This window comes from Nonomuraea sp. NPDC004580 (genome assembly GCF_040609855.1).
In the GTDB taxonomy this organism is placed as follows: domain Bacteria; phylum Actinomycetota; class Actinomycetes; order Streptosporangiales; family Streptosporangiaceae; genus Nonomuraea; species Nonomuraea salmonea.
The window spans coordinates 45,608-64,409 of record NZ_JBEXLH010000018.1; the positions used below are offsets into that span (position 1 = coordinate 45,608).

At 72.2% G+C, this 18,802-nt stretch carries 16 protein-coding genes; 8 read left to right on the top strand and 8 right to left on the bottom strand.

The window, feature by feature from the left end:
• Positions 1 to 39: 39 nt before the first annotated feature.
• The gene (gene leuA / locus ABZW11_RS20305; RefSeq protein ID WP_355419182.1) at positions 40 to 1,746 is read right to left on the bottom strand and encodes a 2-isopropylmalate synthase; all 1,707 of its coding nucleotides are present in this window, start codon (positions 1,744 to 1,746) and stop codon (positions 40 to 42) included.
• A gap of 216 nt (positions 1,747 to 1,962) precedes the next feature.
• The gene (ddaH, locus tag ABZW11_RS20310; RefSeq protein WP_355419184.1) at positions 1,963 to 2,709 is read right to left on the bottom strand and encodes a dimethylargininase; all 747 of its coding nucleotides are present in this window, start codon (positions 2,707 to 2,709) and stop codon (positions 1,963 to 1,965) included.
• A 38-nt stretch (positions 2,710 to 2,747) separates the two neighbouring features.
• On the opposite strand from ddaH, the gene ABZW11_RS20315 reads away from it, so the two are divergent.
• From ABZW11_RS20315 to ABZW11_RS20340, 6 genes are all read left to right on the top strand, one after another.
• Complete coding sequence (locus ABZW11_RS20315) at positions 2,748 to 2,993, top strand: DUF2630 family protein (RefSeq protein WP_355419186.1); 246 nt, start codon at positions 2,748 to 2,750, stop codon at positions 2,991 to 2,993.
• Between the two features lie 41 nt (positions 2,994 to 3,034).
• Entirely contained in the window at positions 3,035 to 4,018 is a 984-nt protein-coding gene (locus ABZW11_RS20320) for a GNAT family N-acetyltransferase (RefSeq protein WP_355419188.1), read from the top strand.
• A gap of 63 nt (positions 4,019 to 4,081) precedes the next feature.
• On the top strand, positions 4,082 to 6,232 hold the full coding sequence (locus tag ABZW11_RS20325) for a glycoside hydrolase family 6 protein (RefSeq protein WP_355419190.1): 2,151 nt from the start codon (positions 4,082 to 4,084) through the stop codon (positions 6,230 to 6,232).
• A gap of 197 nt (positions 6,233 to 6,429) precedes the next feature.
• Complete coding sequence (locus ABZW11_RS20330) at positions 6,430 to 7,740, top strand: MFS transporter (RefSeq protein WP_355419192.1); 1,311 nt, start codon at positions 6,430 to 6,432, stop codon at positions 7,738 to 7,740.
• Between the two features lie 9 nt (positions 7,741 to 7,749).
• The gene (locus ABZW11_RS20335; RefSeq protein ID WP_355419194.1) at positions 7,750 to 8,415 is read left to right on the top strand and encodes a response regulator transcription factor; all 666 of its coding nucleotides are present in this window, start codon (positions 7,750 to 7,752) and stop codon (positions 8,413 to 8,415) included.
• Positions 8,412 to 9,746, top strand: a complete 1,335-nt coding sequence (locus ABZW11_RS20340; RefSeq protein ID WP_355419196.1) for a HAMP domain-containing sensor histidine kinase — start codon at positions 8,412 to 8,414, stop codon at positions 9,744 to 9,746. Before ABZW11_RS20335 ends, ABZW11_RS20340 begins: the two co-directional genes overlap by 4 nt.
• Before the next feature lie 77 nt (positions 9,747 to 9,823).
• On the opposite strand, the gene ABZW11_RS20345 is transcribed toward ABZW11_RS20340, so the two are convergent.
• Positions 9,824 to 10,729, bottom strand: coding sequence for a TAXI family TRAP transporter solute-binding subunit (locus ABZW11_RS20345; RefSeq protein ID WP_355419198.1), 906 nt, complete (start codon positions 10,727 to 10,729; stop codon positions 9,824 to 9,826).
• Between the two features lie 33 nt (positions 10,730 to 10,762).
• Between ABZW11_RS20345 and ABZW11_RS20350 the strand changes: the two genes are divergently transcribed.
• Both ABZW11_RS20350 and ABZW11_RS20355 read left to right on the top strand, forming a co-directional pair.
• Positions 10,763 to 11,473, top strand: coding sequence for a Mut7-C RNAse domain-containing protein (locus tag ABZW11_RS20350; RefSeq protein ID WP_355419200.1), 711 nt, complete (start codon positions 10,763 to 10,765; stop codon positions 11,471 to 11,473).
• 23 nt (positions 11,474 to 11,496) lie between these two features.
• Entirely contained in the window at positions 11,497 to 14,079 is a 2,583-nt protein-coding gene (locus tag ABZW11_RS20355) for a BTAD domain-containing putative transcriptional regulator (RefSeq protein ID WP_355419202.1), read from the top strand.
• A gap of 51 nt (positions 14,080 to 14,130) precedes the next feature.
• Here ABZW11_RS20355 and urtE read toward each other — a convergent pair whose 3' ends face one another.
• The 5 genes from urtE to urtA are packed head-to-tail and all read right to left on the bottom strand — an operon-like array spanning position 14,131 to position 18,618.
• Complete coding sequence (urtE, locus tag ABZW11_RS20360; RefSeq protein WP_355419204.1) at positions 14,131 to 14,820, bottom strand: urea ABC transporter ATP-binding subunit UrtE; 690 nt, start codon at positions 14,818 to 14,820, stop codon at positions 14,131 to 14,133.
• Positions 14,798 to 15,547, bottom strand: a complete 750-nt coding sequence (gene urtD / locus ABZW11_RS20365) for an urea ABC transporter ATP-binding protein UrtD (RefSeq protein ID WP_355419206.1) — start codon at positions 15,545 to 15,547, stop codon at positions 14,798 to 14,800. The genes urtE and urtD overlap by 23 nt, the downstream gene beginning before the upstream one ends.
• Positions 15,531 to 16,553, bottom strand: a complete 1,023-nt coding sequence (urtC, locus tag ABZW11_RS20370; RefSeq protein WP_355419208.1) for an urea ABC transporter permease subunit UrtC — start codon at positions 16,551 to 16,553, stop codon at positions 15,531 to 15,533. Before urtC ends, urtD begins: the two co-directional genes overlap by 17 nt.
• Positions 16,550 to 17,398: an urea ABC transporter permease subunit UrtB gene (urtB, locus tag ABZW11_RS20375; RefSeq protein ID WP_355419210.1), complete on the bottom strand. Its 849-nt coding sequence runs from the start codon at positions 17,396 to 17,398 to the stop codon at positions 16,550 to 16,552. Before urtB ends, urtC begins: the two co-directional genes overlap by 4 nt.
• Positions 17,398 to 18,618 (bottom strand): urea ABC transporter substrate-binding protein, encoded by a 1,221-nt coding sequence (gene urtA, locus ABZW11_RS20380; protein ID WP_355419212.1) that lies wholly within the window; start codon positions 18,616 to 18,618, stop codon positions 17,398 to 17,400. Before urtA ends, urtB begins: the two co-directional genes overlap by 1 nt.
• Between the last annotated feature and the right edge of the window lie 184 nt (positions 18,619 to 18,802).

Consider the following 18,802-nt stretch of genomic DNA (forward strand, 5'->3'; position numbering starts at 1 on the left):
CCGAGCCCTCACTGCCGTGAGGGCTCGGGCTTTCGCAGGTCAGCGGGAGGCGCGGTTCACCGCGGAGATGATGGCCTTGAGTGAGGCGGTCGTGACGTTGGTGTCGATGCCGACGCCCCACAGGACCTGGCCGTTCACCTCGCACTCCAGGTAGGAGGCGGCCTTGGCGTCGCTGCCGGCGGTCATCGCGTGCTCGACGTAGTCGAGGACGCGCACCTGGATGCCGACGCCGGCGATGGCGTCGATGAAGGCCGAGATGGGGCCGTTGCCGGTGCCGTCGATCTCGCGGATCTCCCCGTCGAGCCGCACGTCGGCGCTGATGCGGTCTTTGTCGTCGACCGTGGACTGGTGGCGGTGGGCCATGAGGCTGAGCCGGCCCCAGCGGTTGGCGGGGTTGGGCAGGTATTCGTCGCGGAAGATCTCGTACATCGCGGCCGGGCTGATCTCGCCGCCCTCGCTGTCGGTGCGCGCCTGCACGACCTTGGAGAACTCGATCTGCAGCCGCCGCGGCAGGTCGAGCTGGTGGTCGGCCTTCATGATGTACGCGACGCCGCCCTTGCCGGACTGGCTGTTGACCCGGATGACGGCCTCGTAGGAACGCCCGATGTCCTTGGGGTCGATGGGCAGGTAGGGAACGGCCCAGGTGAACTCGTCGACGGGGACGCCGGCCGCCGCGGCGTCGCGCTCGAGGTGCTCGAAGCCCTTCTTGATGGCGTCCTGGTGGGAGCCGGAGAAGGCGGTGTAGACCAGCTCGCCGCCCCACGGGTGGCGCGGGTGCACGGGCAGCTGGTTGCAGTATTCGGTGATGCGACGGATCTCGTCGATGTCACTGAAGTCGATCTCGGGGTCGACGCCCTGGGAGAACAGGTTCATGCCGAGCGTGACCAGGCAGACGTTGCCGGTGCGCTCGCCGTTGCCGAACAGGCAGCCCTCGATGCGGTCGGCGCCCGCCATGTAGCCCAGCTCGGCGGCGGCCACGGCGCTGCCGCGGTCGTTGTGCGGGTGCAGCGACAGCACGATCGAGTCGCGGTGCTTGAGGTTGCGGTGCATCCACTCGATCTGGTCGGCGTAGACGTTGGGAGTGGCCATCTCGACGGTGGCGGGCAGGTTGACGATGACCTTGCGGTCGGGGGTGGGCTGCCACACCTCGTTGACGGCGTCGCACACCTCGACGGCGTATTCGAGCTCGGTGCCGGTGAACGACTCGGGCGAGTATTGGAAGCGGACGTCGACGTCGGTGGCGTCGGCGAGCTTCTTCACCAGCTTGGCGCCCTCGACCGCGATGGCGGTGATGCCGTCCTTGTCCTGGCCGAACACGACGCGGCGCTGGAGGGTGGAGGTCGAGTTGTACAGATGGACGATGGCCTGCTTGGCGCCCTCGATCGACTCGAAGGTGCGCTCGATCAGCTCGGGCCTGGCCTGCGTCAGCACCTGGATGACCACGTCACCGGGGATGCGGCCCTCTTCGATGATCTTCCGGATGAAGTCGAAGTCGGTCTGCGACGCCGCCGGGAAGCCGACCTCGATCTCCTTGTAGCCCATGCGTACGAGCAGCTCGAACATCTGGAGCTTGCGGTGGGAGTCCATCGGGTCGATCAGGGCCTGGTTGCCGTCGCGCAGGTCGACCGCGCACCAGCGGGGCGCCTTGGTGATGACCTTGTCGGGCCAGGTGCGATCGGTCAGCCGGATGGGCTCGAACGGCTGATAACGATGGACGGGCATGCGGCTGGGCTGCTGAGCGGTCATGGGTCGGTGCTCCTCGTCGGTCTTCGGAAGAAAAGCGGCCGACGCGCATGACTGGCTCCGCGGCGAGGGAGCCGGCCTCTACAGGCCCCCGCCGCGGCAGCTAAGAAGCAGCCCGCGCAGCATGCCATGCACGCTACCAGACGTCTCGCCGTAGGCCGCGCAGGTTCTCACATGGTGAGAACGTCGCGAGAACGTCGCGAGAACGTCGTGAGAACGTCAGTCCGCCACGAGCACGCTGAGGCAGGTCACGCAGCCTTCCAGCCGCTCAAATTCCGAAATATCCACTTTCATCACCATATAGCCGCGCTGTTCGAGCACCGTCCCTGTCTCAGGGGCGGCAGCGGACAGCAGCACCCGGTTCCCGCCCAGCGGCACCACGTGCGCGCCCGCCTCCTCCTCCGGCACGAGCAGGCCCGGCAGGTCCACGTGGCGCGGGTCGCCGATGAGCGTCCCGTCGGGCAGCGCGGTGACAGCCGACTTCAGGTGCAGCACGCCCTTGAGCTCGACGGGCACGACCCTGCGCTCCGGCAGCAGGGCGGTGAGCTGCGCGATGCCCTCGTCGTTGGTGCGGCCCGACCTGCCGACGTACACGGTGGAGCCGACCTGCAGGACGTCGCCGCCGTCGAGGGTGGCGGGCGGCGCGATGCGCACGGACGAAAGGCCCAGGCCGCGCACCACCTCCGCCACCGACTCCACCTCGGGCCGCCGCTCCTCGGCGCCCGGCCTGGTCAGCACCGCGAGGCGGCCCGAGACCACCACCGCGTCCTCCACGAACGGCGCGTCGGGCAGGTCGTCGGCGCGCGGCGCGTACACCGGCCGCCAGCCCGCCTCGGCCAGCGCGGCGACGTAGGCGTCGTGCTGGACGGCGGCCCGCTCGGGATCGACCGGCTCGCGCGCGAGATGGGTGACGATGCCCTCGGCGACGCGGAAACCGGGCTTCCTTACCAGCGCAATGCCTGACATAGGGCGTGTTCTATCACGCACTGACTAGAGTCTTGGGCATGCGTGACGACGAGATTCTGACCAGGATCAGCGCCCTGGTCGACGAGGAGCACGAGCTGCGCGACAGGCTCACGGCCGGCCAGGTGACCACCGACGAGGAGCAGGCGCGCATCAAGGAGCTGGAGACGGCGCTCGACCAGTGCTGGGACCTGCTCAGGCAGCGCAGGGCCAGGCGCGGCGCGGGCGAGGACCCCGACGGCGCCGCCGCCAGGCCGCCCCGCGAGGTGGAGAACTACCGGCAATAAATCGTTCGCCTCAGGCCGGGGTCGTGCGTTCTCCTGGGTCCATGCACATCCAGCCGATCGACCCGGAGCAGCCGGGCGGCCTCATCGAGGGCCTGCACGAGGCGTACGTCACGGCCGAGGCGGCGAGCGGCGACGACCGCGGCCCTCAGCCTCCCCTGCCCTGGTTCTCCCATCTGATCAGGAGGGGCGGGGCGGGCCAGCGCTACGAGGCGTGGGTGGCGACCGACGGCGGCAAGGTGGCGGGCGGTTACGGGCTGGAGCTGTACGAGACCGACAACCGGCACATCGGCTGGCTCTTCCCGCTCACCGTACGTCCCGAGTCGCAGGGCCGCGGCCTCGGCACCGCCCTGTTCGCGCACGCACTCGACCGGATGCGCGCGAACGGCAGGACGCTGCTGCTGACCGAGACGATCACCACGGGCACGGCCGCCCGCTTCGCCGCCGCGCGCGGCATGACGGTGGCGATGAACGAGGCCCGCCGCACGCTCGACCTGCGCGCCGCCGACTGGGACGCGCTGCGCCGCATGCGTCCCGAGGTGCCCGGCTACCACCTGGAGCAGTGGGTCGGCCCTGCCGGGCCCGAGCTGCTGCCCGACCTGGCCGTGCTGATGGACGGCATGAACGACGCCCCGCGCGACCCCGGCGTGGAGGACCAGGTCCACTCCGTCGAGCGGCTGCGGCAGCGCGAGGAGTCCATCCCCCTGACCGGCCGCACCTGCTACACCACGATCGCCCGGCGCACGTCCGACGGCGCCCCCGCCGGCTACACCCGCATCCTGCTCGACAGCGCCCGCGACAACGGCTGGGGCCACCAGGCCGACACCACCGTGCTCCGCGAGCACCGCGGCCACCGGCTCGGGCTGCTGCTCAAGGTCGCCAACCTGCTGTGGCTGCGCGAGCACGAGCCGCACCTCGACCGGATCATCACCTGGAACGCCGTGTCCAACGCCCACATGCTGGCCATCAACGAGGCGATGGGGTTCGAGCTGTTCGACGAGTGGCACGAGTGGCGGCTGCCCTTGTGAAGATCGTTGAGAAGATTGCGTAAGCATGGCCCGGCCGCCGCGCCGCGGCTAACCTGACGCATTATGACCTTGGAGTCGCTGAGGACAGGAGATCCGCGGCAGGTGGGGCCGTACACCCTGCTGGGCCGGCTCGGCGAGGGCGGCATGGGGGTCGTCTACCTCGGCGAGGGCCCCGGCGGCCGGGTCGCGGTCAAGGTCATCCACGCCAGGATGGACGCCGACGCCGGCTTCCGCCGCAGGTTCGCCCGCGAGGTGGCCGCCGCGCAGCGGGTCGCCAGGTTCTGTACGGCGCCTGTGCTCGACGCCGACGTCAGCGGCGACCTGGCCTACCTCGTCACCGAATACGTCGAGGGCCCCAGCCTGGGCGCGGCCGTGCAGGAGTCGGGGCCGCTCAAGGGGTCGGCGCTCGACGGGCTCGCCGCCGCGATGGCGATGGCCCTGCGCGCCATCCACGGGGCCGGGGTCGTGCACCGCGACCTCAAGCCGTCGAACGTGCTGCTGTCGCAGGTCGGGCCCAAGGTGATCGACTTCGGCATCGCGCATCTCGTTGACTCCGAGATGAGCAGCGCCATCGTGGGGACGCCGTCGTACATGTCGCCCGAGCAGGTGTCGGGCGTCACCGTGGGGCCCGCGTCGGACATCTTCTCCTGGGGCTGCACGGTCGCGTACGCCGCGAGCGGATTCTCCCCGTTCGGCACCGGATCCGTTCCCGACGTGCTGATGCGCGTCATCAACGACCCGCCGGAGCTGTCCGGGCTGCCTGGGCCGCTGCACGACCTGGTGGTCGCCGCCCTGTCCAAGAACCCGGCCGAGCGCCCCACCGCCCAGGACCTCATGGACCGGCTGAGCACCGGCCCGGGGAGTGCGGCCCTGCCGGAGGTGGCCGGCTCCAGTGTGCCGGTCGCCGAGCCGCTCCAAGAGACCGGCAGGTGGGTGCCCCAGGACGAGGGAGCGCTCACGGCGGCGTCGGGGCAGCGGAAGTGGGTGCTGGCGGCGGCCGTCGCGGTCGTGGCGGTGGCCGGGTTCTCGGTGGCGATGGCGGTCAGAGGCTCGGGCGATCCAGGCGCCGGGAGGACGTCCGCCACGGGAGAGAGTCAGGCGACGGGCGCGTCCGCTACGGGCGGCACGGCGAAGGACACGGCGAAGGACACGGCGAAGGGCACGGCAAAGGGCACGCCGGGAAGCGGTGGCGGCGGGGCGGGGAACCCGTTGCGGGCCGGTGGGGCCGTCGCCTTCTACTCGCCGAAGGAGCCGTTCGCGAGCGAGCAGGCCGACCGCTGGCGCAAGGACCGCCCGAACGACGCCGCGCTGATGGACCGGCTGGCGGCGGTCCCCCACGCCATCCGGCTCGCCGATCCTGAGGTCAGGCCGAAGGTGGCGGCGGCGGTCACGGCGTCAGGGCAGGCGGGCGCGGTGCCGGTGTTCATGGTCGACGACCTGCCGGGCAGCGACTGCCGGCCGCCCGCCGACGCCGAGCTGAAGGGCTACCAGGAGTGGATCGAGGGGATCGCCAGGACGATCGGCCCGGCCAAGGCGGTGGTGATCCTCGAACCCGGCAGCCTGGTCCGCATCCCCGGCGCGAAGAACTGCGACCCCGGCGGCTCCCCCGGGCCGCGTTACCAGGCGCTGCGCGCCGCCGTGGCCACGCTCAAGTCGAACCCCGGCACGGCCGTCTACCTGGACGGCGCCCAGGCGCACTGGCCGGGCACCGGGGTCATGGCCGAGCGGCTCATCGGGGCGGGCGTCGAGCGGGCCGACGGCTTCTTCCTCAACACCGCCGCCTTCACCGCGACCGAGCCGACCGTCGCGTACGGCAAGGAGCTGTCCGCCTGCATCGGCGTCCGCGTGAAGTCGGGCGGCTCGGGCTGCTCGAAGGCCGCGGACGCCGACCCCGCGGCGATGCCGCACTTCGTGGTGGACACCAGCAGGAACGGCCAGGGGACCTGGGTGCCGGACGAGCACTACGAGGACCCGCAGACGTGGTGCAACCCGCCGGGCCGCGGCGTGGGCCCCCGCCCGACCACGGAGACGGGCGAGGAGCTGGTGGACGCGTACCTGTGGATCTCCAGGCCGGGCGTCTCCGGCGGCCGGTGCAGGCGCGGCACGGACGGCGAGAACGACCCGGAACGCGGCGTCGTGTCACCGCCGTCCGGCGAGTGGTGGGACGTGCTGGGCCTGGAGATGGCGAAGAACGCGAACCCGCCCCTCCGCTGACGCCCCGGCCCGGTGGCGGCCTGCCGCCACCCACACCCCTCCAAGGCCCCAGCCTGTGTTGCGGGCCGGTTAAGCGCAGGTAAGAAGACATGTTAAGCGGACGTTAGATCTGGCCCCGCCCATCTTGTCCGAACAACCTTCCGCCGTAAGGCTCTGGCCAGCACCCACTCCCCCCAGAGCCCTCCAGGAGGTTCTTCGTGAGCAAGGCACGCGTGCCGTGGAAGGCCGTGCTCGGCGGATCCGTCGGCAATCTCGTCGAGTGGTACGACTGGTTCGTCTACAGCAGCTTCGCCGTCTACTTCGCGGCGTCCTTCTTCCCCGAGGGCGACACCACGGCCAAGCTGCTCAACACGGCCGCCATCTTCGCCGTCGGCTTCTTCATGCGCCCGCTGGGCGGCTGGCTGCTCGGCCGCTACGCCGACAGGAAGGGCCGTAAGGCGGCGCTCACGCTCACCGTCACGCTGATGTCGGCCAGCGCCCTGCTGATCGCGGTCGCCCCCACGTACGACTCGGTCGGTTACGTCGGCGCGCTGGTGCTGGTGGTGGCCCGCCTGCTCCAGGGCCTGTCGGTGGGCGGCGAGTACGCGGCCAGCGCCACATACCTGACCGAGGCCACCCCGAAGGGCCGGCGCGGCATGGCGTCGAGCTTCCAGTACGTCTCGATGACCGCGGGCCAGCTCGTCGGCCTCGGCCTGCAGATCATCCTGCAGAACACGATGTCCAAGGAGGCGCTCGACTCCTACGGCTGGCGGATCCCGTTCCTGGTGGGCGCGGTCGCCGCGGCGGTGGTGTTCTGGCTGCGGCGCAACCTGCTGGAGACGGAGGCGTACGACGAGGAGGAGCGCGAGGCGGCGCCCGCCCGGCGGGGCACGATCGCGCAGCTGCTGGTCCACAAGAAGGAGGCGCTGCTGGTCATCGCGCTGACGATGGGCGGCACGGTGGCGTACTACACGTACACGACGTACCTCACGAAGTACCTGTCGAACACGGCGGGCCTGCCGAAGGAGACGGCGACGCTGGTGAGCTTCTGCGCGCTGTTCGTCTTCATGTGCCTGCAGCCGCTCGCGGGGTCGCTGTCGGACCGGATCGGGCGCAGGCCGCTGCTGATCACGTTCGGGATCGGGTCGATGGTCGGGACGGTGCCGCTGATGACGGCGCTGGGCCAGGTGAGCGGGTTCGGCGGCGGGCTGGCGCTGTCGCTGATCGGCCTGATCATCATCACGGGCTACACCTCGATCAACGCGGTGGTGAAGGCCGAGCTGTTCCCGACCCACGTGCGCGCCCTGGGCGTGGCGCTCCCGTACGCGATCGCGAACGCCCTGTTCGGCGGCACCGCCGAGTACGTCGCGCTGTGGTTCAAGAACGCCGGCGTCGAGTCGGGCTTCTACTGGTACGTCTCCGGCTGCGCCGCCGTGTCCCTCGTCGTCTACCTGTTCATGCGCGAGACCAGGGACGCCGCGCTGTCCCGCAGCGAGGTGGCGGCCGAGTCGGTGCCCGCCCGCGTCTAACCTGGCCACATGCGGGTTCTCCTGGTGGAGGACGACGATCGGCTCGCCTCCGCGCTCACCACGGCGCTCGCCCGGCACGGCCATCAGGTCACCAGGGCGGGGCTGGCCGTCGACGCCCTCCGCCTGGCGGGGGGCGTCGACTTCGTGCTGCTCGACCTGGGCCTGCCCGACATGGACGGGCTCGACGTGCTGCGCAGGCTGCGGCGGGTCTCGGCGGTGCCGCTGATCGTGGTGACGGCCCGTACGGAGGAGCGGGAGGTGCTGCGCGGCCTGCGGTCGGGGGCCGACGACTTCCTGGTCAAGCCGTTCCGTACGGTGGAGCTGATGGCCCGCATGGAGGCGGTGGTGCGGCGGGGCACCCGCCCGCGCCCGCCGCGCGACGAGGTGGTGCGGGTCGGCGACGTCCGCATCGACCTGGAGGGCCGCCAGGTCACGGTGGCCGGTGCGCCGGTGACGCTGACGCGGCGCGAGTTCGACCTGCTGGCGATGCTGGCCCGCGAGCCGGGCGTGGTGCGGGGCCGCGAGGAGATCCTGGACGAGATCTGGGGCGATCCGCTGCTGTCGGCGTCCCGCTCGCTCGACGTGCACGTGGCCAACCTGCGCGCGAAGACGGGCCGGCCTGGCCTGGTGGAGACGTTGCGCGGCACGGGCTACCGGCTGGGCTCGACGGCGTGAACGCCCGGCTGGTCGGCACGTTCACGACGCTGATCGTGTTCCTGGTGGCGGCGCTGGCGGTGCCGCTGGGCCTGGCGTACGCCTCCCACCGGACCAACCGGCTGCTGCTCGACCGCCGCGCCGACGCCACCCGCTTCGCCGAACTGGCCGACCAGGCGGCCCGCGAGGACGACTACACGGCCCTGATCGCCGAGGTCGACCGCTACGCCGCCCTCTATGGCGCCGCCGTCCGCGTCCGCGACAGGGACGGCACGGCCCTGCTCACGGCGGGCGACTTCACCGTGGACGACGGCGAGGCGCTGCGGCTCGCGCTGTCCGGCCGTACGACGGAGGACCTGCCGACGATCAGCCCGTTCGGCCCCGGCACGGTGCTGCTGGCCGAGCCGGCCGGCCGCGACGCGCAGCTGTCGGGCGTGGTGCTGCTCCAGACGCCCACGGACCAGGCGCGCGGCGACGTGACGCTGGTGTGGGGCGCGCTGGCGCTGGGCACGCTGGCGTCGGTCTCGTACGCGGTGCTGGCGGCCAGGCGGCTGGCCCGCTGGATCCTGCTCCCGGTCACCGAGCTCGACCGCACCACGCAGGCGATCGCCCAGGGGCGGCTGGACGCCCGGGCGCACCCCGGCGTCGGCCCCTCCGAGCTGCGGCGGCTGGAGGAGCGGTTCAACGCGATGGCCGACGCGGTGGCGGGCGCGATGGAGCGGCAGCGGGCGTTCGTGGCCGACGCCTCGCACGAGCTGCGCACCCCGCTGACGGTGCTCGGGCTGCGGCTGGAGAACCTGGAGCCGCACCTGCGCCACGAGGGCACGACCGAGTACGCCGAGGCCATGGCGGAGCTGGACAGACTGTCGCTGCTGGTGGAGGACCTGCTGGCGCTGGCCAAGGTGGAGGCGGGCGCGGGGGGCGGCGGCAGGGACGTCGAGCTGGGGCCGCGCCTGGCGACGTGGCGCGAGGTGTACGCGGCCAAAGGCGTGCGGCTGGTGACCGAGGTCTGCGACGAGGTCGTTCCCGAGGTGGCGGCCAGGATCGCGGACATCGCGCTCGACAACGCCCAGAAGTTCGTGCCCGCAGGTGGCACGGTCACCGTCACCCTGGACGACACCCCGGACGGCGGCGTGCTGCGGGTCGCCGACGACGGCCCTGGTCTCAGCGAGGAGGAGCGCGCGGAGGCGCTCGGCCGCTTCTGGCGCTCGGGCTCCCACGCGAACGTGCCGGGCAGCGGGCTCGGCCTGGCCATCGCCGCCGAGCTGGCCAGGGCCTGCGGCGCCACCCTGCACCTGCTGCCCGTCGACCCGCACGGCCTGATCGTGGAGCTGCGCCTGGCTCAGCCGTAGCGCAAGCGCTGCGCCTGGCTCAGCCGTAGCGCAAGCGCTGCGCCTGGCTCAGCCGTAGCGCAAGCGCTGCGCCTGGCTCAGCCGTAGACCGAGCGGTAGTAGCGGGCGGCGCCCGGGTGCAGGCTCACGACGCCGGTGCCGATGGCGTAGCGCTTGTCCAGCCGCCCGCCGGGCGCCGACGGCGCCTGGAGGCGGTCGCGGGCCAGGAAGAGCGTCTCGGTGATCGTGTACGCGGTGTCCTCAGGCAGCGAGGTCCGGCACATCAGGTAGCTGGGCGTGCCCACGGTCGGCACCGCCCTGACGGCCCCGTACGCGCCGGCGGGCACGGACGCGTGCTCGTAGACGGGCCCGTAGCGGCGGCGCAGCTCCGGCACCAGCGGCTCGAGCGGCACCAGGCGGATGTCGGGCAGCGCCTCAAGGGCGGGCGTGGGCACACCGCCCGACCAGAAGAACGCCTCGACCCGCCCGTCACGCAGCGCCTTGATCGACGGGTCGAGCCCGAGCCTAGAGACGCGGGGCGGGGTCTCCATCCCGGCGACGGCCAGCACGCGGGCGGCGGTGACGGCGGTGCCGGAACCGTCGAGCCCGATGGACACGGCCCGCCCGGCGAGCTGCCCCGGCCCGATGATCGCGGAGTCCTTGGCGACGACCAGGTGCACGTAGTTCATGTACATCCGGGCCAGGGCGGAGACGGGTTGCCGGCGTACGCGGACGGCGTCGTCGGCGCTGTCGGCCAGCGCGAAACCCACGTCGGCCCGCCCGTCGGTCATCATCGTGAGGTTCTCCACGCTGGCGGCGGTGCGCAGCACCCGAACCCGCCGCCCGTCACGCCGCAGCTCCTCGGCGAGCCGGTCGCCGAGCGCGCCGTAGGGACCGCCCGCGAGGCCCGTGGCCAGCCGCAACTCCGGCAGGTCCGCGCCGCCGCCCGAGCAGCCGGCGGCGAGCAGGGCCAGACCGAGGAAGGAGCGGCGGGAAACGGGCATGATTCACGCTATCCGGTGGCGGAGAATGGACGCGTGACGATCGCACGCCTGCGCATCTCCCCAGAGCTGACGATGTTCCTGCCCGCGAGCCGCCGCCAGGAGTGGCAGGAGGTCACCCCCGACGGCACCACCACGCTCGGCCACCACGTCGAGTCGCTGGGCGTGCCGCTCACGGAGGTGGGGCCGATGCTGGCGGGCGGCCGGGGCGTCCCGCCGTCCCACCTGCTCGCGCCCGGCGACGAGGTGGAGGTGCACCCGGTGCCGCGCCCCCAGCCGCTGCCAGGTGAGCCGAAATTCCTGCTCGACGTGCATCTCGGCACGCTGGCGCGGCGGCTGCGGCTGCTCGGCATCGACACCGCCTACCACAACGACATGGACGACCCGGCGCTCGTGGTGCAGGCCAACGAGGAGCGGCGGGTGCTGCTCACCCAGGACCGCGGCCTGCTGCGCCGCCGCGCGCTCTGGCTGGGCGCGTACGTCCGCGGCTCGGCCCCGTCCGACCAGCTGCGCGACCTGCTGGAGCGGTTCGCGCCGCCGCTGCGCCCCTGGACGCGCTGCACCGCCTGCAACGGCGTGCTGCGGCCGGTGACCAAGGACGAGGTGGAGCCGCTGCTGGAGGCGGGCACCCGGCGCTCCTACGACGCCTACGGCCGCTGCGGCTCGTGCGGCCGGGTCTACTGGCACGGCGCGCACAGCGGCCACCTGGAGGAGATCGTCCGCATGGCCACCGCCTGGTCCGCGTGAACCGGGCGACGATGGAGGGCCGCATGGAGTTCCGCATCATGGGGCCGCTCGCGGTGCTCGACGCCGAGGGCCGCGACCGCACCCCGACCGTGCCCAAGCACCGCGACCTGCTCGCCCTGTTCCTGCTGCACGCGGGCCGTCCGCTGACGGTCGAGCGGCTGCGCAGGCTGTTATGGGCGAGCGAGGGCGGCGACAGGTCCGACTCCCTGGTCCGCGGGTACGTGGGCGAGCTGCGCCGGCTGGTCGGCAAAGACGTGATCACGACCGTGTCCGGCTCCTACGTGCTGGCGCTGGGCGACGGCCTGCTCGACGTCGACAGGTTCCGGCTGCTGGTCGGCAGGGGCGCGAACGAGGAGGCGCTGGCGCTGTGGCGCGGCGAGGCGCTGGAGGACGTCGACCCCGAGGGCGCGCGGTGGGCCGGGACGCGCCGGCTGCGCGAGGAGCTGGAGGAGCTGCGGCTGCTCGCGCTGGAGCGCCGGGTGCAGGCCGACCTCGAGGCCGGGCGGCACCGCGAGCTGCTGGCCGAGCTGAAGCAGCTGACCCGGCTCCACCCGACGTGGCAGCGCTTCCGCGGCCAGTACATGCTGGCCCTCTATCGCAGCGGGCGGCGGGTCGAGGCGCTGGCGGCGTACGCGGTGCTGCGCGACAAGCTCGACGGCGGCCACGCCATCGAGCCCGACCCCGAGCTGCAGCTCCTCTACCACCGCATGCTGCACGACGACGTCTCCCTGCACGTGTCGGCGGGCCCGCCGGTGCTGCTGCCGCCCGACGTCAGCGGCTTCACCGGGCGCGCGGGACTGCTCGAGCGGGTGATCGGCGAGCAGGTGGTGGTGCACGGGCAGGCCGGCGCGGGCAAGTCGGCGCTGGCCGTGCACGCGGCCTGGCTGCGCCGTGCCGACTTCTCCGACGGCATCCTGTACGCCGACCTGCGCGAGACCACGGCACCGGCCGCCGTCCTCGAGGACTTCCTGCGCTGGCTGGGCTGCCCGGCCCAGGCCATCCCGGCCTCGCTGGAGCAGCGGGCCCGGCTGTTCCGCACGTACGCCGCCAACCGGTCGATGCTGGTGCTGCTCGACAACGCGGCGGACGAGGCCCAGGTGCGCCCCCTGCTGTCGGCCTGCCCGACGGTCGTGACCAGCCGGTCCCCGCTCGGCGGCCTGACCGGGGCGCGGCGGCTGTCGGTCGGGGTGCTCGACGAGAAGGAGGCGCTGGAGCTGCTGATCGCGGGTTCCGGCCGGGACGCGGGCGACGAGTCCTGGCCGCGGCTGGCGCGGCTGTGCGGCGGGCTGCCGCTCGCGCTGCGCATCGCGGCCTCCCGGCTGGCGGCCCGCCCCGAGTGGACGGTCGGCTACCTCGTGCGGCTGCTGGAGGACGAGCAGGGGCGGCTCGACCGGCTGCACGCGGGCGACCAGACCGTGCGCAGCGTGCTCGCGATCGGCTTCGACGGCCTTCCCGAGCCCGCCAAGCTGACGCTGCGCGGCCTCGGCGCCCTGTCCGCGCCCGACGTCGCCGACTGGGTGACCGAGCTGCTCGGCGGGCAGGCGGAGGCGCTGGTGGACGCGGGGCTGCTGGAGACGTACGGGGTCGACGTCGCGGGCCAGGTCCGCTACCGGATGCACGACCTGACCCGGCTGTTCGCCCGCGAGCAGCCGGTGCCCGGCGTGCCGGCGAAGGTGGCGGCGGCGGCGCTCGCGCGGGTGCGGGCCTCGCGGTTCTCGCTGGTGTCGGGCGATCCCGGGACGGCGGTCGCCACGCGGGACATCAGGGAGTCGGTGGAGTGGCTGGCGGCCGAGCGGGCGTTCCTGGTCGGCCTGGTCGGCGACCTGCACGCGGCGGGGCTCGACGAGGGGTGCTGGCGGCTCGGCCACCTGCTGGCGCCGTTCCTGGAGCGGCACAGGTTCCTCGACGACTGGCGGACGGTGGCCGGGCTCGGCCTCGCGTCGGCGCGCCGGGCGGGCGACGACCAGGGCGCCGGGCTCGTCCTGCTCGACCTGGGCGACCTGCACCTGGCGGAGCGGCGGTGGGACCAGGCCGAGGAGGTGCTGCGGCCGGCGCTGGAGACGTGCCTGCGGCACGGCGGGGCCCGCCACGCGAACCGGGTGCGGCTCCGGCTCGGCCGCGTCCACCTGGAGCTGGGCCGGCTCGACGCGGCCGAGGAGACGCTGCGGCAGTGCCGCGAGGCCGCCGGCAACGTGCGCGACGAGGCCGACGCCGACCGGGTGCTCGGCGAGGTGCTGCGCCGCGCGGGCCGCCTCGACGAGGCCGCCGGCCGTCTGCTCGCCGCCGTCGAGGGGCTGGCCAAGCTGGGCGACCGGCACCGGCAGGCCGACGCGCTGCTCGACCTGTCCGCCGTACGCCTGGCGCAGGCCGCCAAGCCGGCCGCCAGAGCCGCCGCCGAGCAGGCCAGGGGCATCGCCGTACGCCTCGGCGACCGGCTGCTCGACGCCTACGCCCTGCTGGCCCTGGCCGGGGTGAACCGGGCGGAGGGCGCGGCGGGGCGGGCCGCCGAGCTGGCGGGCGCGGCGCTGGAGGTGTTCGACGAGACCGGCGACCAGCGCGGCGCCGCCAACGCCCGCGCCTTCCTGGCCCACACCCCGCCCCGCTGACCGCCGTGCCCCGCCGTCTCTGAGCGCCCCGCCCCGCTGAGCAGCGCGATGTCAGACGGCCAGGAGTCGCTGGACGTCCTCCCTGTGCAGCTCCTCGGCCGTGCCGGTGCGCACGACGTGGCCCGCGTCGAGGATCACGAACGTGTCGGCCAGCCGCAGCGCGATGTCCAGGTACTGCTCGACCAGCAGCACGGCCAGCCCCGACGCGTGCAGCCGCTCGATGGCCGCCTCGATCTCCAGGATGATCGACGGCTGGATGCCCTCGGTCGGCTCGTCCAGGATGAGCATGCGCGGCCTGGTCACCAGCGCGCGGGCCATCGCGAGCTGCTGCTGCTGGCCGCCCGACAGGTGCCCGGCGCTGCGCTTGAGCAGCGGGCGCAGCGCCGGGAAGAGGTCGAGCGCCTCGTCCACGGCCGACCTGGGCTGCTTGGCGGCCTCGACGGTGACCAGCAGGTTGCCCAGCACCGACAGCTGCGGGAAGCACTGGTGGCCCTGGGGGACGTACCCCATGCCGAGGCGCACCCGCTCGTGCGGCTTGAGCCTGGTGACGTCGCGGCCGTCGAACGTGACCGTGCCCGCCGTCGCGGGCAGCACGCCCATGACGGTGTTGAGCAGCGTGGTCTTCCCCACGCCGTTGCGTCCCATGACGCACACGAGCTGCCCTGGCCCGACCTCCACCGAGACCCCGAACAGCACGCGGGCCCGTCCGTAGCCGGACTCAAGGCCGGTTACCGACAGCATCCCCTGTCCTCCTCCCCAGGTAGACCTCCTGCACGCGGGGGTCTGCGCTGACCTGCTCGACCGATCCCTCCACGAGCACCCTGCCCTCGTGCAGCACGGTCACCGTCGAGGCGTGCCGCCGCAGGAACTCCATGTCGTGCTCCACCACGATCACCGTGTGGTCGTCGGCGATCTGGGTGAGCAGCTCGCCGGTGCGTTCGCGTTCGTCCTTGGACATGCCGGCGACCGGCTCGTCCAGGAGCAGCAGCCGGGGCCGCTGCGCCAGCAGCATGCCGATCTCGAGCCACTGGCGCTGGCCGTGCGAGAGAACGCCGGCTGAACGTCCGGCGAGCTCTTCGAGACCCGTCCTGGCCAGCGCCTCCTCCACGGCCTCCGACACGCCGTCGCGCCTGCGCGCGAGCGTCCACAGCGGCTTGCGGAAGGTGGCCGCGAGGTCGAGGTTCTCCAGCACGGTGAGCGCCTCGAACACCACCGACGTCTGGAACGTGCGGCCGACGCCCATCCGGACGATCTGGTGCTCCTTCCTGCCGACGAGGTCCTGGCCGCCGAAGCGCACGGTGCCGGCCACCGGCCTGGTCAGCCCCGTGATCACGTCGATGAGCGTGGTCTTGCCCGCCCCGTTGGGCCCGATGAGGAAGCGCAGCTCGCCCTCGGGCACGGTCAGGTCCACGCCGTCGAGCGCGCGGAACCCGTCGAACACGACCTGGACGTCACGTAGTTCGAGCACGTCGCAGCCTCCCTGCCAGGCCCACGATCCCTCTCGGGGCCAGCGTCATGACCAGGATGAAGAGCGCTCCCTGCAGGTAGAGCCAGCCGTCGGCGAACTGCTCGCTGAAGGCGGTCTTGGCATACCCCATGACGACCGCGCCGAGCACGGCTCCGGCCAGCGCGTGCCGCCCGCCCACGGCCACCGCGACGACCAGCTCCAGTGACGGCACGACGCCGAGCAGGGCCGGCGAGATGATGCCGACGACCGGGACGAACAGGGCGCCCGCGAGCCCCGCCATGCCCGCCGAGAGGGCGAAGGTGACGGTCTTGACCAGGGCCGGGTCGTAGCCGAGGAAGCGCACCCTGTCCTCGCCGTCGCGTACGGCGACGAGCAGCCGGCCGTACCGGCTGTTCACCAGGTGCCTGGTGGCCAGGTAGAGCACGCCGAGCACGCCCGCGACGACCAGGTAGAGGCCGCGCTGGGTGGAGTCGTCGGCGAGGTCCTGGCCGAACAGCTCGAAGAAGTTCGTCATGCCGTTGGTGCCGCCGGTCAGGCCCTGCTGCCCGACCAGCAGGATGACCATGGCGGCGGCCAGTGCCTGGGTGAGGATCGCGAAGTACGCACCGCGTACGCGCTGGCGGAAGACCAGCGTGCCGAGCAGCACCGCGAGCGCCACGGGCCCCAGGATCGCCATCGCCACCGCGAAGACCGGGTTGGCGAACGGCGCCCACAGCGCGGGCAGCTCCTCCACCCCGCTCCACACCATGAAGTCGGGCAGCCCGCCCGGCCCGGCCTCGTTCAGCTTGAGGTACATCGCCATGGAGTAGCCGCCGAGCCCGAAGAAGACGCCCTGCCCGAGGGTCAGCATACCGCCCTGCCCCCAGGCCAGCCCGATGCCGAGCGCGACGATCGCGTAGCACAGGTATTTGGCGAGCAGCCCGAGCCGGAACGGCTCAAGCAGCAGCGGCGCGGCGATCAGCGCGATCACCGCGACGGTCGCGAAAGGAAGGTTTCGCTTGATCACGTCAGCACCCTCGACCTGAGCACGAACATCCCCTGTGGCCTGATCTGCAGGAAGGCGATGATGACGGCGAACACGATGACCTTGGCCAGCGAGGCGTCCGACCAGAACTCGGCGTAGGAGTTCAGCAGGCCCAGGCCGACGGCGGCGAGCACCGCGCCGCGCAGCTGCCCGAGCCCGCCCGCCACGACGACGAGGAAGGCGTCGACGATGTAGTACGTGCCGAGCGCCGGCCCGACGGGCCCGATGAGCGTCAGCGCCACCCCGGCCACCCCGGCGAGGCCGGAGCCGATGAAGAACGTCAGCATGTCCACCCGGCCGGTGTCGATGCCGCTGGTGGCGGCGAGCCGCCGGTTCTGCACCACGGCCTGCGTCCTGCGGCCCAGGCCGGTGCGCGTGAGGTACGCCCAGACCCCCACCACGCCGGCCACGGCCAGCGCCATGATGAACAGCCGGTTGTAGGGCAGGATGCCCACCCCGCCCGCCAGCCACGAAGGGGCGGGCACCTGCACGTTGGGCGCGCCGAACAGGTCCCGGGCGAGCTGCTGCAGCACCAGGCTGACGCCCCAGGTGAGCAGCAGCGTGTCCAGCGGCCTGCCGTAGAAGTGGCGGATCGCGGCCCGCTCCAGGATCAGCCCCATCACCCCGGCCACCAGGAACGCGACGGGCAGCGCGAGCACGAGGTCCTGCAGCAGGAACGCGGTGTAGGCCCCGGCCATGATGAACTCGCCGTGCGCCATGTTGATCACGCCCATCTGCCCGAACGTGAACGTCAGGCCGAGCGCGATCAGCAGCAGCACCGCCCCGATGGACAGCCCGATGGGGAGCTGGTTGACGAAGGCCGACATCACTGACCCGCCGCCAGGCCGCCCGCCCACGGGTAGCCCTTGAGGTACGGGTCGGGCTTGATCGGCTCGCCCGAGTCCCACACCTGCTTGATCAGGCCGTCGGGCTGGATGATGCCGATGCGGGCGGTCTTGTACATGTGCTGGTTCTCGCCGTCGATGGTGACCAGGCCCTCGGGGCGTTCGAGCGCGATGCCGGGCGCGGCCTTCTTGACCGCCTCCACCTCGGTCGTGCCGGCCTTCTTGACGGCCTCGGCCCACAGGTAGACGGCGTTGTAGCCGGCCTCCATCGGGTCGGAGGTGACCTTGTTCTGGCCGTACTTCGCCTTGTACGCCTTGACGAACGCGTCGTTGGCCGCGGTGTCGGTGGTCTGGTAGTAGTTCCAGGCGACGGGGTGGCCGGCGATGTTGTCCACGCCGATGCCGGTGACCTCCTCCTCGGCGACGCTCACCGACAGCACCGGCATGGTCTCGGCGCTGACCCCTGCGCTCTTGAGCTGCTTGAAGAAGGCCACGTTGCTGTCGCCGTTGAGCGTGTTGAACACGGCGTCGGGCTTGGCCTGGACGACCTTGTTGGTCAGCGTGGAGTATTCGGTGTGGCCGAGCGGGGTGTACTCCTCGCCGAGGATCTCCATGCCGTTCGCGGCGGCGTACGCCTTGATGATCTTGTTGGCCGTACGCGGGAAGACGTAGTCGCTGCCCACCAGGAACAGCTTCTTCTTGCCCTGCTCCTTCAGGTAGTCGAGGCCGGGGATGATCTGCTGGTTGGTGGTGGCGCCGGTGTAGAAGATGTACGGCGAGCTCTCCAGCCCTTCGTACTGCACCGGATACCACAGCAGCGCCTTGTACCGCTCGAAGACCGGCAGCATCGCCTTCCTGCTCGCCGAGGTCCAGCCGCCGAACACGGTGGCCACCTTGTCCTGCCTGATCAGCTTGGTCGCCTTCTCGGCGAAGGTCGGCCAGTCGGAGGCGCCGTCCTCCACGACGGGGACGAGCTTCTTGCCGAGCACGCCGCCGGCCTTGTTGATCTCGTCGATGGCGAGCAGTTCGGCGTCGCGGACGGTGACCTCGCTGATCGCCATCGTGCCGCTCAGCGAGTGCAGCAGGCCGACCTTGATCTCGTTGGACGAGGCGGCGGGTCCGGCGTCCGATCCACACGCCGCTAAGGTTGTGACGAGGAGCGCGGGGACGAGCGCGCGGGCAATCGGGCGGGAGATGCGCACAGCCGTTCCTTCCTGCCGACCGGTACTGCGAGAAAGGTGACTCCGCGACATTTCGCCTTCAGATCTCGAAGGTTAATTGGCGATTGCCGAGTCTTCACAAGCGCACATAACCCGTCATGTCGGTGCTCGCGAAGGCACGAAACCAACACGACATCGACCGGCAACAGGGCGGAAACGGCCGGTT